Source organism: Paenibacillus sp. RC73 (assembly GCF_044908085.1).
GTDB lineage: Bacteria > Bacillota > Bacilli > Paenibacillales > Paenibacillaceae > Paenibacillus > Paenibacillus terrae_A.
Genome location: NZ_JBIYCV010000002.1, coordinates 642,509 through 660,719 on the forward strand (window position 1 = coordinate 642,509; position 18,211 = coordinate 660,719).

The following is an 18,211-nucleotide window of genomic DNA, read 5'->3' on the forward strand; positions in this document are numbered from 1 at the left end:
CTTCTACTGTCAGTAATAACGATTTCCGTACATATCCACGTTAACGCTCGAATTGTGAAAATATTTTTGTTTTGCTACCTTCTTGTCGAATGAAAGGTGTTTGATAAAGAAAAAACATTCATAACAGTTGAACAGGCGTGGGGAGTCTTTGAACGACCGTTGTATTTGGGGTTGGTAAAAAAGTGAGGTCGCTTCGTCTAACAAATTTTTTTCGAATATTTTAAATTCTAAGCAGCATCTAACCATGAATTGTCAAGTGTTCGTATAATTTCGGATGGAGGTGAGCTCAATTAGCCAGAGCTTTATCATGTGTTCATAGACCGATGAACGTTCACAATTTGGAAGGTTGGCGTATATATCGGACTCTCCAAGGCGCAAGCTTCGAATACGGGTGTTTCTTGTCAGAAAGCCGGATCGGGTGTGTTACTGAATTTTATCGAAGGTATGTAGGATGCTTTGAATAGGGGGAAAAATTCGCGATATGAAATTTTTTACGTCCAATTGAGCATACAAGATTGTCTCATTTATTTACGAGATGCCAGACGAGCTTCTAAAAACTCAGCGATAAAGGAGTATATAAATATGGCGAACAAGTATTCCGCGACAGAATCAGCCCTTAACCAGCACAAAGCCCATGTTAGACAAAAACTAGTCAAGATAATTGGAAATGTGACCCAACTTAACGAAGATGAAATAGAGCCACAAACGCATTTTTTAGAGCTAGGGCTGGATTCCATTACTCTATCTCAAGTCCGTCATAGCATCAAGGATGCGTTTGGATTTGACATACCTATGAATGAGTTTTTTGATACGCTAACTACGTTGGAATTGTTGACAAATCATGTGGGAGAAAGAGTAGTTATCCCCATTGAGTCTACGAATCAGAAGGTGGTAGAAAGTCCTGTGGAGATCCCAGGTAATGAGATAGAACATACGGCCCCTTATGTGTTACAAACGTATGAAAAACAGAACCTTTCGATGTCTGCGCCTGTGGGCTTAGAACGCATTTTGGAGCAACAGCTTCATTTAATGTCACATCAGCTCGAGGTGCTGCGGGATCATACCATAGCACATGTGAACACTACCACTGTATATCACCCCGAGGAAGACAGTGCAAAGATCGTACAAGCAGTTAAGGACAGCGTAAGTGACCTTCGTAAAGGAGCCTTCCTACCCGACCTGCCGTCGAACGGAAGCGGCCCAGGTCTGGAAAAGCAAGCTTTAGCTGTATCCATGCCTCCGGAAACGGAGACATTGGGCGCTCAGGAAACTGTTATTGCACTGACCCCGGATCAAAAGCAGCTTTGGTTCGCTACGGTTTCAGAACGAAATGACTCACAATCTTTACATGAAACCGCTTTGCTACGTTTTTGTGGCCCGCTTCAGCCTGAAGCTTTTACCGAGGCAGTTCATACCATCGTGAACCGCCACGAAGCTTTGCGTACCTTTATGAATGATGATGGAGAGACACAAGTGATTACATCTGCAATGAAGATTAGCGTTCCATTGCATGATTTTAGCGACTACTCGCCAGATGAACAGGAACATCACGTCCGAAATTGGCTGGCCAAGGATAGCACAATTCCGTTCCCATTAATACCTTATACGCCATTATTCCGTGTTCAATTGCTGAAAATATCAGTCGTAGAGCACATTGGTGTATTTACCTTCCACCATTTGATTGCGGACGGCTGGTCGATGGGAGTGTTCATGCGGGAGTTAGAGCACATCTATTCCGCGTTAGTCCGCAATGAAGCTGTTACTCTACCCGATCCGGTATCATTTCGGAACTATGCCGTTTGGCAGCATGATCAGTTGAGGTCTGGAGGAGAGGAGGCTGTTACGTTTTGGTCGGCTGTACTAAAGAGGTCTCTGCCTGTGCTAGATTTACCTTCTCCGGTGCGTGGGCTGCAGATACCATCTTCCCAAGGAAGCAGACATACTTTGGTTCTGGAGGCACCGTTAGTTCAACGGTTGAGAAACGTAAGTATCAAACTTGGAAACAGTTTATTCATCACCCTTTTATCTGCATTTCAGCTTTTTCTGCATCGCCTGACAGGCCAAAAAGAAGTGATGGTAAGCGTACCGACAGCAGGACAAGCGCAAATGGATGCTTTTTCGCTGATTGGTAACTGTGTGAATATGCTTCCGGTCATTAGCGAAGTGTGTTCTGACGTTTCATTTAATTCATTTGCCCAAACGGTCAAACATCGGATGAATGAGTTGGAAGCCTACCAGAAATACAGCTTTGCTGGACTGGCCCCATTAGGATTAAAATATTTGCCAGTAATGAACGTTGTGTTTAATATGGATCGGCCGATTCCTCGTTTTTACTTCCACCAATTGGATGTAGAAGTGCTTGAAAACGAAATATCTTTCAGTAAATACGAGCTGTTTTTGAACGTTACGGAGATACAGAAGCAGTTGCGTCTTGACTTTGACTATAATACAGATATTTTTCAAGAAAATATCGTTAAAACGTGGTCAGAATACTTCCTTCACCTGCTGCATTTAATTGTGGAGAATGAGGAAATTCGTGTATCCTCGATTTCTTTACTTGATGTTGTGGGACAGGAGCGGCTTCGGGCTACATGGACTGATTACGTCGATTCTAACGGTATTTATCCTTGCGTGCTTGATGCATACAAGCAACCAGCACCTGTCGGAACAGCAGGGGAGGTCTATCAGGCATCGGCAGTCAACGGAATTTTGGGAACGACCCGGGAATGGGCTTACGTGGAAGGTGGAGCGAAGCTTTTACATATCGGTCATTTGGACCGAAGCATCTGCATCCGCGGACATCAAGTGAATTTGGAACAACTGGAGAAACACTTGCTGCAAACTTTCCAACTAAGTGATTGCTTGATTACCCCGCAAACGAATGAAGCCGGTGAAGTATTGCATTTAACCGCCTATGTTGTGGCAGCCGCTTCAAAGCCTTGGGAAGAATCCGAGCTGAAGCAAGCTGTGAATAGACTCCTTCCGGATTATACGCGGCCTCGTTGGTGCATTAAGATGGATCGTATTCCTCTCTTAGCAAATGGAGAGCCGGATCTGCAGGCGCTGCTAGAAGTGGGAGATGCAAGTGTTAATGCAGCAAAGGATGTTGGTTCTGAGGTACATGCCGCTGAGGAGAAGCTGACGACTATTTGGAAGGACGTTTTGAATGTGTCCGAAGTTAACCGTCATGAATCCTTTTTCCAATTGGGGGGGGATTCATTAAAAGCGACCGTCATCTTGTCCAAAGTGAACAAGGAGTTGGGTGTACATATCCCGCTCAGCCGCATTTTCGATTTGCAAACGATTGCCGAACTTTCTGCATTTATTGTCGGAGGGCAGCAGCAAACATATGAATCGATTGTTCCTGTGACTTCCGAGCCTTTTTACCCGGTGTCTTCAGCCCAAAAAAGGATGTACGCACTGGATCAATTGGGTGGCGGAACAGCCTACCATATTTCAGGTCAGCTCCTCATAGAAGGAGACTTGGAAGTTTCAAAGTTTATTGAAGCTACTAGGGAAGTTATTTTAAGACATGAGTCCTTCCGGACATATTTTGAACTGCAGGCTGGGGAGATTGTACAAAAAATTCGGGACACGATGACGTTTGAAATACCGTTCTCACGGATTCCGCAAGAAGAGGCAGCGCAGGCCCGAATCTCGTTTATTCGGCCCTTTTACTTGGATAAAGCTCCTTTGCTCCGCATTAAACTGTTCGAACTTATTCAGGGCGGTTTTATGCTCCTGGTGGATATGCATCACATCATTGCGGATGGTTTTTCTATGACCATTATGATGGATGAGATCATTCAGCGTTATCAGGGCAGAGAGCTTGCTGACATTCAGCTTCATTACAAGGACTTTGTGGCTTGGAAGCAGCAGCAAATCACTAGCAGTAAATGGAAGGAGCATAGACCATATTGGTTAGGGGCCTTGAATGGAAAGCTTCCCGTTCTGCAAATGCCTACGGACTTTTCGCGACCGCAGACACAAAGTTTTGAAGGGGACAGTTTGACGGTCACATTGGATGGGAAGTTGGCAAAATCCTTATACCAACTAGCCCAAAATACCGAATCAACGCTTTTCATGGTGCTTTTAGCAGCGTATAACGTGTTGCTGGCCAAGTATTCGGGTCAAGAAGATATCATTGTAGGTTCGCCTGTGGCTGGAAGAGAACATGTGGATACGCAAGCGATGATCGGGATGTTCGTTAATACACTGGCGCTTCGGAATTACCCGCATTCGACACTGACGTTCCAATCCTTTTTACAGGAGGTCAAGCAAAGCACGTTGTTGGCACTGGAGCATCAGGAATATCCATTTGATGAACTGGTAGATCAACTTGAACTGGTTCGTGATGTCAGCCGAAATCCTGTGTTCGATACGATGTTCAGTTTGCAAAATGTCGGGATGGACACTTTGGAGGTCGAGGGGGTCCGATTTAAACCGGAGGAATTTAATGCTGGCGTAGCGCAGGTCGATTTTTCATTGCTTGTGACTGAAGAACAAGATCAAGTGACCCTTGTTTGGGAATATGCTACTAAGTTATTTAAGTCAGAGACAATCAGGAAGTTGGCAGAGCATTATATAAAGATTTTGGAGACAATCATCCAGGATAGTAGATTACGATTGGCTGATATGAATATTTTGTCTGATAATGAAGAACAGTTGGTTTTATCAAGGTTAAATGAAATGTCTACACTTAATACACTAGCCAAAAGTAGACATATTGATTATTCAGATTATAAAGATCATGATGCCGCTCTGAATTACTGGAGAGCGTATTTGAAGGAGTACGAGGGTCAATCTCGCTTACCGCAGGCTCGAATGAATAAGACATGGAGTCGTCAGACCGAATATCATGACTTTCATTTGGATGCAGACATGATAGGCGGGCTGCAACGGATTGCTCAGGAATATGAGGTAACCATCCAAATACTGGTGCAAACGGTGTGGGGACTTCTGCTGCAAAAATATAACGGTACGGATGATGTAGTTTTTGGTAGTGTGGCTTTAGAAAGCACATCTGTGGTACGGAATGAAGAGCAAGCCCTCGATCTGCAAATAAATACTGTACCTGTGCGCATTAGAACTAGTCATAATAGTCGATTTTTGGAAGAGATCAAGCAACAACAAATGATTTCTATGCTTAACCTTGCCCATAAAGTGTATTCACTCGAAGAAATTGAGGCAATGTCAGAGCAAAATCACGATTTAATTAATCACATCCTTATTTTTGATCATGTATCAGTAGAGGAAGACATTCAGCAACTGGGTGGTAGCGATGAGAATCGCTTTTGTATTGACGAAACTGATTGGATGAAGCAGACAAATTATGACTTTAATCTGGTTGTAGTGCCGGGAAAAACGATACAAATGAGAGCTATTTATAACACCCTGGTATTTGATCACGAACATATGGAGCAAATCCAGGGACATTTGCTGCAACTGCTGAAGCAAGTGGTGCTAAACCCGGATATCCTGGTGAATGAACTGGATATTGTGACGGAACAGGAGCGCGAGCAAATTCTGGATGTTTGGGGAAATACGGCGGTGGAATATCCAAGCGAGCAAACAATTCAAGGTTTGTTCGAAGCGCAAGTCTTGCAAACGCCAGAACAGGTAGCCTTATTCTTTGAGGGTGAACAGCTGACATACCGTGAGTTGAATGAGCGCGCCAATCAATTGGCAAGAACACTCCGTTCTTATGGTGTACAGCCAGAGCAGCGAATTGGACTACTTGTGGAACGATCTATTGAGATGATCGTTGGTATACTGGCAGTTCTCAAAGCAGGTGGTGCTTATGTACCGATAGACCCGGAATATCCAGTAGAACGTATCCATTATATGCTGGAGGACTTCGATGCGCAGATTGTACTGACACAACAGGCATTTACTGAACGAATATCTTTTAACGGGACTACTCTTGAACTGGATGATTCCAGAATATATTCTGCAGATGGCTCTAATTTGATGACGTCCACAGACAGGGTGGATCATCTGATATACGTTCTATATACCTCAGGAACGACTGGACAGCCGAAAGGGGTCATGGTCAACCATCGTAGTGCAATTAATACGGTGAGCTGGTTTTCGGAACGTTACGCAATAAGTGATGGACTTGATATGATCCTGACGGCAGAATATACATTTGATCCAAGTATTGAGCAGATCTTTGGGACGTTGCTGCATGGGGGCAAGCTGCATTGTATCCGGCGTGCAACGCTGCTGAGTAAGCAGCTACTGACCGAATATATTAAGACTCATAATATCAGGGTACTAGACATTCCACCGGCTCTGATGAGAGCATTTTTATCTGAAGATTCCAAAATACCTTGCTTAGATACGTTAATCTGCGGTGGCGAACGGTTGGAAGATTCATTAAAGGAAAAAATAGTGAGCAAAGGATACATTCTGAATAATCATTATGGACCGACGGAAACAACCATTGATGTACTGGCTTCCGTGTGTGAACCAGAAATAGCAGTAAATTTGGGTAAACCTATTCACAATACGCGCGCATATATTCTGAACGAGCATGGGAAGCTTCAACCAATAGGGGTAATCGGTGAGCTATGTATCAGCGGTGTTGGCGTAGCCCGAGGGTATCTGAACCGACCAGAGCTGACGGTTGAAAAATTTGTGCCAAATCCGTTTGCTGGTGGAGAAGCGAACTATGAACGGATGTATCGGACAGGCGATTTAGCACGCTGGCTACCAGATGGGAATATAGAGTATTTGGGCCGGGTTGACCATCAGGTGAAAATTCGGGGTTATCGAATTGAATTGGGTGAAGTTGAGACCAACCTGATGAAGCTGGCTGATGTGCAAGAGGTCATCGTATTAGTCCATGAAGACAATCAAGGACAAAACCAACTGGTTGCCTATTATGTAGCTGAACAAGATGTGGATGCGGGTGAATTGCGCAGCTTGTTAGCTAAGGAACTTCCAAATTATATGGTGCCTGCATACTTCGTACAGTTGGAGCATATTCCGCTGACCTCGAACGGAAAAATTGATCGGAAGTCACTGCCAACACCGGAAGGCAGCCTGCAAAGCGGAGCAGATTATGCTGAGCCGCGTACGGAGACGGAATCGAAGTTGGTAAAAATATGGCAATATGTGCTTGGATTGGATAAAATTGGTGTTAAAGATAACTTTTTTGAGATCGGCGGACATTCTCTACGTGCGATGACGCTGGTTTCAAAGATTCACAAAGAACTTAACAAATCTATCTCATTACGAGTTATTTTTGAAGCGCCGACAATTGAACAACTGGCGGTAGTGCTTAAAGATCTCAATCAGGTGGCGTATGTGTCGGTTTCGGTAACGGAAGAACGTGACTTTTATCCGTTGTCCTCGGCACAAAAACGGATGTATGTGCTGCAACAACTTGATCCTAACGATGTGAATTACAATATGTACGCTGCGTTCCAGGTGAGTGGACCCCTCAATGTTAAAAGGTTAGAAGAAGTGTTTCATCAGTTGATCTCACGTCATGCCACCCTCCGTACTAGTTTTGAAATGGTGGACAACAAGCCGATGCAGCGGATTCACGATACTGTATTGTTCGAGGTCGAATATAGCAAATTACTAGAAAATCGTGCCTTAAAGGATTTGCTTGCTGTAGGTGCGAACATAAAAAAACGTATTCGTTCTTTTGTGCGTCCGTTTGATTTACAATCCGCTCCGCTGCTACGAGTGGGATTATTGGATTTGGGCGTACAAGGAGAAAAAAAAGTACCGCAGTATCTGTTGATGCTGGACATGCACCATATTATTTCGGATGGCGTATCAACCAATATTTTGGCCAATGAATTAGTCCGCTTGTACAACGATGAAAAGTTATCTCCATTACGGATACAATATAGAGACTATGCCGTATGGCAGCAAAATGGAGTGCAGCAGGGCTGGTTAAAGCAACAGGAAGCGTATTGGCTGAACACCTTTGATGGTGAGATACCCGTTTTGAACCTAGCGACTGATTTTGCTCGTCCAGAGGTGCGAAGTACAGCAGGGGCTACAGTGGAATTCGAATTGGACGGGAAGGTCAGCCAGCGCCTGAAAGAGCTGGCGGCCGAAACAGGCTCGACGCTGTACATGGTGCTGTTGGCAGCCTATACAGCATTGCTGCATCAGTACACCGGGCAGGAGGATATTATTGTAGGTAGCCCGATAGCCGGCCGACCGCATGCGGATCTGGAGCCAGTCATTGGAATGTTCGTTGGGACGCTGGCTATGCGTAATTACCCAACCGCAGGGCAAACATTCCGTAGCTATGTGGAGAATGTGAAGAAACATGCATTGAAGGCGTATGAGCATCAAGACTATCCATTTGAGGAACTGGTGGACAAGCTGAAGGTGAAGCGTGACATGAGCCGCAATCCGCTGTTTGATACGATGTTTGTGTTGCAAAACACGGAGCAAAACGAGTTGAAGCTGGCTGACCTGAGCTTCCGTCCATATGGGATGGAGCAAGCCCCGGCAAAGTTTGATTTGACGCTGGAAGCCAGTGAGGGAGAAGCGGGTATTCAGTTCGGATTAGAGTATGCGACATCGCTATATCAGCGGGAAACAGTAGAGCAGATGACGCGCCACTTTGTACGATTGGTGGAGACTGTTGTGGTGAACCCGGATCTATCACTTGGAGAGCTGGAATGGGTCACTACGGAAGAAACGGTGCCTGTTCTGAAAGAGCATCAAGAACGCCAAAAAGCTTTACGTTACTGGAGCAACTATCTGTCCGGGTACGAGGAACAAGCCCATTTACCGCAGGCTAAAAAGCAGAATCAGACAACATATCAGGCGGAGTATGTAAATCTGGATCTGGGTATGGAGCTGACTGCTGGAATACGACGAATCGCCAAGCAGGAAGAGGTATCGGTCAGTACGTTACTACAGACGGCATGGGGGATTTTACTGCAAAGATATAACGGAACTGAGGACGTCGTGTTCGGCAGCGTACATTTAGTAGGTCAGGCGGCTGATATGGCAAATACAGAAGCAGTGACAGGGGCATTCATAAACACGATGCCTGTGCGTATCCAAGGCGGAGAAAACAGTTTGTTCGCAGAATTAATGAAGCAAAACGAAAAGTTACTCAAGTATGCACGTTTGCATGCCACGTATCCATCCCATGAGATTCAGGGGCTATCTGAGCTCATTCAGGATTGGATCAACCATAGCGTCATTTTTGCAGATGTTCTGGTCGAGGAAGAAGTGGAGCATATGAGTGATGGTGAAGAATTCGATCTCAGCCTATGGACAGCAAAGGTAGCCAAGTCAACGAACGACAACTTTAATCTGGCGGTGTTATCAGGTAAAACGATCCAAATGAGCTTTGGATACAATGCACTGGCGTTTGATCGCGCGAGTGTAAAGCAAATTCAAGGCCACTTGGTACAACTGCTTGAGCAAGTGGTGACGAACCCAAATATTCAGATCAATGAGCTGGATATCGTGACGTCCCAGGAACGCGAGCAAATCCTGAGGGTATGGGGAAATACGGCAATGGAGTTTCCGCGCGAGCAGACGGTTCACGATTTGTTCGAAGTGCAAGTGCTACAGACGCCAGAGAAGGTAGCCTTGTATTTCGAAGGAGAGCAGTTGACCTACCGCGAGCTGAACGAGCGCGCCAACTCGCTGGCACGGGTGCTTCGAACGCAAGGGGTGGGACCCGACAAATTGGTAGGCTTGATGGTACAGCGCTCGGCAGAGATGATGATCGGTCTGCTGGCTGTACTTAAAGCAGGCGGTGCTTATGTGCCGATTGATCCTGAATATCCGTCAGCTAGAATTGAATATGTGCTTGGAGACAGTGGAGCTACTGTACTTTTAACTTCCCGTGATCTGGTTGAAGGACATAGCTATAGTGCTAACACTTATTTTGTTGAAGATGAAGAGTTGTACCAAGGGGAAACAACGAATCTGGAAGTAATCGCTCAGCCAGATCACCTAGCTTACGTAATCTATACGTCAGGCTCGACTGGTAATCCGAAAGGGGTCATGCTTCAGCATCGGTCGGTTCTGAACTTTATAACAGGGATGCAAGGAGTCTTTGACATCGCAGCAGACAAAACAATTTTATCGCTAACGACGATTTCCTTTGATATCTTCGTGCTGGAAACAATCCTGCCATTGCTTAGTGGGATGACAGTTGTAATTGGTGACCGTCGTCATCAGACAGACCCACAGGAGCTTGGGGAGTTGATCGCCACTCATCATATCGATATGCTGCAAATGACGCCGTCCCGGCTGCAAATGCTACTTGATCATGATGAAGGCGCTCATGCGCTACAAGGTGTACAGGAGGTTTTAGTCGGGGGAGAGGCAATTTCTCCGAAGCTTCTAAACAGACTGCAATCTATTAACGGACTGCGTATTTATAACATGTATGGTCCGACGGAAACGACGGTTTGGTCGACAGTGCAAGAATTGACGACTGCGAACCGGATTGATATTGGACGTCCCATCGCTAACACGCAAATATACATCATTAATACGCAGGGTCGATTGCAGCCGGTTGGTATTCCTGGCGAATTATGTATCGGAGGGGAAGGCCTCGCGCGTGGGTATTGGAATCGGGAGGATCTGACAGCGGAGAAGTTTGTGAACAACCCGTTTTCACCGGGGACACGAATGTACAGAACGGGGGATCTTGCTCGCTGGAATCCAGATGGTAGTCTGGAATTTATTGGACGTATTGATCATCAGGTGAAGGTTCGCGGGTTCAGAATTGAGCTTGGCGAGGTTGAATCACAAATCTTGAAAATGGAAGATGTGCAAAAGGCCGTCGTGCTGGCTCATGAGGACAAGCAGGGAGAAAACCAACTGGTCGCCTATTATGTGGCGGAGCGGGAAGTCAGCTCAAGTGAATTACGTAGCTTGCTGGCTAAAGAGCTTCCAAACTACATGGTGCCTACGTACTTTGTACAACTAGAGCACATCCCGCTGACCCCGAACGGCAAAATTGATCGGAAGGCACTGCCAGCACCAGAGGGCAAATTGCAAGATGGAATAGAACATATTGCACCTAGGACGTGGGTAGAATCGAAGTTAGCGATGATCTGGAAGGAAATTTTAGATCTAGCGCAGGTCAGTGTGAAAGATAACTTCTTTGAAATAGGTGGGCATTCTCTGCGAGCGACGACGCTGGTTTCGAAAATTCATAAAGAACTGAATAAGTCGCTTCCACTGCGCAGCATTTTTGAAGCTCCAACAATTGAGCAGTTGGCGGAAGTGATGGACGGTTTGGATCAGCTGGCATACGCGTCCATTCCGTTGGCAGAAGAGCGCTCGTTCTATCCGCTGTCCTCGGCACAGAAACGGATGTATGTGCTCCAACAATTGGAATCGAACAATGTGAACTATAATATGCCGGCTGTGCTTCAGGTAAGTGGACCGCTTAATGTGGAGCGTGTGGAAGAGGTGTTTTGTCAATTAATTGAACGACATGCATCCTTGCGTACCCGCTTTGAAATGATAGGGAACGAGCCTGTACAGCTTATTGAGGACGGGGTGTCGTTCGAAGTAGAATATGCGAAAATACGGGTAGAAGGTGACCCCCGCGATGTAGCACACGCGCAGGCTGTAAACCAGAAAGTCCAAGAGCGGATTCAAGCTTTTGTGCGCTCATTCAACTTAGAAACGGCTCCGCTGCTGAGGGTGGCTTTATTGGACCTTGGGGAACATGGAACAAAGCAAGAAGCTCAGCATTTCTTAATGCTGGATATGCATCATATTATTTCGGACGGTGTATCAGCAGGGGTGCTGACCGACGAGTTTGTACGTCTGTACAGCGGTGAGGAGCTGTCTCCGCTACGAATTCAATACAAGGATTATGCTGTATGGCAGCAGAATGAAGCGCAGCAAGCGTGGATAAAACGTCAGGAAGCGTATTGGCTAGACACCTTTGATGGTGAGTTACCCGTCTTGAACCTGGCGACTGATTTTGCTCGTCCAGAGGTGCGAAGTACAGCAGGGGCTACAGTGGAATTCGAATTGGACGGGAAGGTCAGCCAGCGCCTGAAAGAGCTGGCGGCCGAAACAGGCTCGACGCTGTACATGGTGCTGTTGGCAGCCTATACAGCATTGCTGCATCAGTACACCGGGCAGGAGGATATTATTGTAGGTAGCCCGATAGCCGGCCGACCGCATGCGGATCTGGAGCCAGTCATTGGAATGTTCGTTGGGACGCTGGCTATGCGTAATTACCCAACCGCAGGGCAAACATTCCGTAGCTATGTGGAGAATGTGAAGAAACATGCATTGAAGGCGTATGAGCATCAAGACTATCCATTTGAGGAACTGGTGGACAAGCTGAAGGTGAAGCGTGACATGAGCCGCAATCCGCTGTTTGATACGATGTTTGTGTTGCAAAACACGGAGCAAAACGAGTTGAAGCTGGCTGACCTGAGCTTCCGTCCATATGGGATGGAGCAAGCCCCGGCAAAGTTTGATTTGACGCTGGAAGCCAGTGAGGGAGAAGCGGGTATTCAGTTCGGATTAGAGTATGCGACATCGCTATATCAGCGGGAAACAGTAGAGCAGATGACGCGCCACTTTGTACGATTGGTGGAGACTGTTGTGGTGAACCCGGATCTATCACTTGGAGAGCTGGAATGGGTCACAACGGAAGAAACGGTGCCTGTTCTGAAAGAGCATCAAGAACGCCAAAAAGCATTACGCTACTGGAGCAACTATCTGGCCGGGTACGAGGAACAAGCCCATTTACCGCAGGCTAAAAAGCAGAATCAGACAACATATCAGGCGGAGTATGTAAACCTGGATCTGGGTATGGAGCTGACCGCCGGAATACGACGAATCGCCGAGCAGGAAGAGGTATCGGTCAGTACGTTACTACAGGCGGCATGGGGGATTTTACTGCAAAGATATAACGGAACTGAGGACGTTGTGTTCGGCAGCGTACATTTAGTAGGTCAGGCGGCTGATATGGCAAATACAGAAGCAGTGACGGGGGCATTTATAAACACGATGCCTGTGCGTATCCAAGGCGGAGAAAACAGTTTGTTCACAGAATTAATGAAGCAAAACGAAAAGTTACTCAAGTATGCACGTGTGCATGCCACATATCCACCCCATGAGAATCAGGGGCTATCTGAGCTCATTCAGGATTGGATCAATCATAGCGTGATTTTTGCAGATGTTCTGGTCGAGGAAGAAGTGGAGCATATGAGTGATGGTGAAGAATTCGACCTCAGCCTATGGACAGCAAAGGTAGCCAAGTCAACGACCGACGACTTTAATCTGGCGGTGTTGCCAGGAAAAACGATCCAAATGAGCTTTAGCTACAATGCATTGGTGTTTGACCGTACGAGTGTAGAACAAATTCAGGGCCATCTAGTACAGCTGCTGGAGCAAGTGGTGGCGAAACCGGACATTCGAGTGCGCGAGTTGGACATTGTGACGGAGCAGGAGCGCGAACAAATTCTGGCGATTTGGGGAGATACGGCAGCAGAGTACGCGCACGAGCAGACGATTCACGGTTTGTTTGAAGCGCAAGTGTTGCAGACGCCAGAGCAGATCGCCTTGTATTTCGAAGGAGAGCAGTTGACCTACCGTGAGCTGAATAAGCGCGCCAATCAATTGGCAAGAACGCTGCGATCTTATGGAGTGCAGTCAGATCAGCGAATTGGTTTACTTGTTGAACGTTCTATTGAGATGATCGTAAGCATATTGGCAGTGCTCAAGGCTGGTGGGGCTTATGTGCCAATTGATCCGACGTATCCGCAGGAGCGAATCCAATACATGCTGGAAGATTCCGGAACAAAACTGCTGTTGACGCAAAGTCATCTGGTGGAAAAAGGGATGTTTGAGGGTCAGGTGCTGGTCCTGAATGGGAAAACATCCATATATCACAAGGATGGTTCAAACCTAGATTCGGTAAGTGGTTCAAATAACCTCGCGTATGTTATTTATACATCGGGAACCACGGGACAGCCGAAAGGAGTTATGCTGGAACACCGAGGATTGTCCAATCTGAAAACGTATTTTGATCAAACGCTACAGATTATCTCATCAGATCATGTGTTGTTATTCGCCAGCTATTCGTTTGATGCATCCTGCTGGGAAATCTTCCAGGGGCTATTCAGTGGAGCGACATTGTACGTACCGACACAAGAGACGATTTTGAATTATGAGTGGTTTGAGAAGTACATGTCGGAACATCGAATTACAGTGGCCACACTCCCACCTACCTATACGGTGTATCTGGAACCAGCACGTATGCCAGACTTACGCATTTTGGTCACAGCAGGCTCAGCAGCCTCAATAGAGCTGGTGCTTAAGTGGAAGGAGAAAGTGGCGTATTACAATGCTTACGGTCCAACAGAAAACTCGGTCGCGACATCGGTATGGTCCGTGTCTGAAGATCCGCGAGCTGAGGATCTGATTACAATCGGGCGTCCTATACCGAATCATCGCGTGTACATGGTGGATGCGCATGGTCGTCTAGCGCCGGTGGGTGTACCAGGTGAACTGTGCGTATCCGGTCCGGGGTTAGCGCGGGGTTATCTGGATCGTCCGGAGTTGACTGCTGAAAAATTCGTGAAAAATCCGTTTAGTAGCGGAGAAGCAAGTTATGAACGGATGTACCGAACGGGTGACTTGGCAAGATGGATGCCGGATGGCAACATTGAGTATTTGGGCCGGATCGACCATCAGGTAAAAATCCGAGGGTATCGAATTGAATTGGGCGAGGTCGAGGCGCAAATTTTGAAAATGGAGTCTGTACAAGAGGTCATTGTGCTGGCAAGTACGGATGAACAGGGGCCAGACCAACTGGTCGCATACTATGTGGCAGAACGTGAAGTAAGTGTAAGCGAACTGCGCAACACGTTGCTGAAAAATTTACCCAATTACATGGTTCCTTCATACCTTATGCAGTTGCAGTATATGCCCCTGACCCCAAATGGGAAAATCGACCGCAAAGCGCTACCCTTACCGAAAGGGACAGGTAGTTGGAATGAAGAATACGTTGCCCCGAGAAATGCATTAGAACAACAACTTGTTGAGCTTTGGCAAACGGTGCTTGGTGCGGAAAAGGTAGGCATTGACAATAACTTTTTTGAACTCGGAGGTCAATCTCTAAAGGCTATACTGCTTGTCTCTAAAGCACAGGAAAAAGGTATCTATCTAGGAATCCATCAGGTATTACAACATCAAACTATTCGTGGTTTGTCTGATTTGTTGCAAGCTGAACGTTGTGACACACACCATAACACATCATGGATTTCCAGTATCACGGAAGCTGAACAGTGGATTAGCAACACTTTTGATGTACAAGCTTTGCTTCAATTTGTGTCGGTTGATGAGCAAGACTATCTGTTTCTACAAGTACATCCATTTCGAGCAGATCAGGTTGATAAGATCGTTGCTTTCATTCCGTCTCATGTACATCCTGACCTGCATCCGCATTACATTGTGCCTATGGGTGGAGAGGATGCAGGCCAGTCGATTGAAGCTCTGCTCACGATGATTACAATAACAGATGATGAACAGGAAGACGTTCTTCACTCTCAATCAATGGAATTTATTTCAATAATTGATGAAATGAATGCAACTTGGAATGGTAGTTTGCTAAGCTCAGAGGCGATCGGACAGTTTCCACCGGCACCTGCTCAACATTATCATTTGCAGCATCCTGCTTCTTCTGGCACGGTGATTCATCTGAATCACTATGTAGATAAGCAACGTCTGTCCACAGCTGTTCAGCAGCTCATGCGCAGGCATGAATTACTGCGTAGCGTACTGATTCAATCGGATGGGGGTTGGGCTTGGGAAGTCCGATCAATCCCGGAGAACTTATCTTTACCTATGGTGGATCTATCGGCATATCCGATACCAACCCAGCGCAAGCTCCTTTCGTCTATCATGTCGCATCTTTATTTTGAACCGTATGAGCAGACGAAATCTTTGCAATACCGAATTGCGTTGATTCGCTTGAATTTGCGGGAACACTTATTGCTTCTGCCGTGCTCACACATTATTTTCGATGGCACGAGTAGCATGATTTTGGAGAGTCAGTTACTTGAAGAATATGAGGATCCACAACTGGAGCATACAACAGAGGTATTCCATTATATGGACTATGTCAAACATATCCGTCAAGGACCACAGGGGATGAGTGATCAGCAAATTGTTGAGCAATATAAGCTCCAGTCATTTGTTGAGAATACAAGTCAAATTTATAAGCTGACCCGGGAATTCAAATATGGACAAATGACAACGTATCAATGGGATATAACACTACCGAGTATTTCAATGCAGAATGATTCTGTAAACCTATGGGAGATTTCGCTCCAAATGGCATTCCGATTTTTTAGTATTTATTTCCAAAAATCAGAAATTCCGTTATGGTTAACGCAGTATGGAAGACAGTATGGGGATCGGAATTACTTTGAATCCGTGGGAGAATACATTGATCATATTCCCGTGTTACTCCATAAGGAAGAAATGCCATCTTATCATGCGGTGATCAAAAAACAATTAAGCGTTGCTGCAAATCATCATTTAAACTTCTTTAATTTAATTTTTAATGAAGAAATGGAGCCTATCTATCCGCAAGCAAGCAGTATGCTAAAAAAGGGACTTGGACAATTACCAATCGTGTTCAATTACCTGGGAGAAATGCAAGAGGCCTCGAAGATGTTGAGCACCTTAAACAGAAGTACAACCTTAGTTGACAGAGAAGAAGTGATTTTCTTTGAAGCTGCCCATACTGGAGCAGTACTTCAAATATTCCTGCGCCTACCATATGAAGAGAAACATGAGGATATCTATCGAATATTGCAAGCTGCTAACGATAAGATTATTTCTGACCTAGCCATACGGCAGTAGGGAGCTGAAAACGTGAATCATTTATTCAAAGACAATCGGTTTGTCCGCTTTTTTGCTTCACGTACCGTGGCAAATATAGCGGATAGCATTTATTCCATTGTGTTGTTATATTTTGTTCAGCAATCGACGCAGTCAGTGGCATTTACCAGCTTCACGTATGCGGCGGTATCTACAGCATCTATTTTCAGCTTTTTTGTTGGCCCACTCGTAGATCGCTATTCACCCGCACGCTTGGCCAGCATTGCTTTGTTTGCGCAGGCGATTCTAATTTCGATTGTCCCGTTTCTTATTCGAGACGGGATGACCAATTTGATAATTATCCTCGCGATCGTTTTTATAGCGTCTTGCTTCTCCATGCTGTTCTATCCTGCTAACAGTAAAATGCTGCCTCAACTTGTTCGTGTACCAGATTTAATTATTAGGGCGAACTCTATGATTTCATCGTCGGACCAGATCATTAATATCGTTGGTTATTTGGCTGGAGCTTCGCTCATTATCGCTATGGGTATGCAAAACACCTTTTTACTGGCCAGCGGTATGCTGTTCCTTGCAGGTGTCGTATATATTAGACTCAGCAAACAGCTCGACACTCATTCAACGGAAGGGACACATAGCGAGGGCTCGCTAACATTAGGGCACTATTGGAGAGAACTGAAAGAAGGATATACCTTTGTAAAACGCCACACCTTTTTGCGAATTATGTTGCCATTCTTTGCTCTTGCCAACTTTTCAATGGCTTTTCTGATTATTACTATGCCCTCCATTGCTGTCGATTACGGTTCGCCAATCTATTACAGTTTGCTGTATATTTCTTATTTCATCGGCATTTTTGTAGGTTCTTTTCTGGTAAATGTGCTTAAAAGGAACGGTCTTACCATTGCAGCTGCATGGGTAGCTACAGGACTTGCCATTTTCCTGTTTTCTGTGATGCCCCAGATGTGGATGAAACTACTGGCGGCTCTCCTAATAGGTGCTTTTACAGGTATAATTAATGTATTGCAAATGTCTTTGATCCAAATTATTACTCCCTTACCGCTGTTAGGACGTGTGATCGCCTTTACGAATACCCTCTCGAATGCGGCCCTTCCGCTGGGAGCTCTGATTGGCGGCGCGTTAGCTTTGCGATTCTCACTGCCTGAGGTCTTGTTTTTCAGCGCCCTGATTACCGTATTGTCTGGACTAATCATGTTCTTTATCAAGACAGTTCGTCAGTTTGAAATTCCATTAGAGAAGGCAGGTGGGTTGGGGCATCCTCATGCAACAAATGAAGTAAGTTAAAAGTTTTAATGTCTGTTTTTCATGTAAAATAGATGATCAACTTTGTGTGGGAATTTTCTCACAACAATGCCAAGTCCTA

Annotated in this window: 2 protein-coding genes; both read left to right on the top strand. The window is 45.7% G+C overall.

The window, feature by feature from the left end:
• The first annotated feature begins 582 nt into the window (after positions 1-582).
• Positions 583-16,854, top strand: coding sequence for an amino acid adenylation domain-containing protein (locus ABH897_RS06615; RefSeq protein WP_404591406.1), 16,272 nt, complete (start codon positions 583-585; stop codon positions 16,852-16,854).
• Between the two features lie 12 nt (positions 16,855-16,866).
• Positions 16,867-18,132 (top strand): MFS transporter, encoded by a 1,266-nt coding sequence (locus ABH897_RS06620; RefSeq protein WP_283652152.1) that lies wholly within the window; start codon positions 16,867-16,869, stop codon positions 18,130-18,132.
• Positions 18,133-18,211 lie beyond the last annotated feature (79 nt).

Coding starts and splice junctions, on each gene's coding strand:
- ABH897_RS06615 (WP_404591406.1), top strand. CDS start 583: ATGGCGAACAAGTATTCCGCGACAGAATCAGCCCTTAACCAGCACAAA.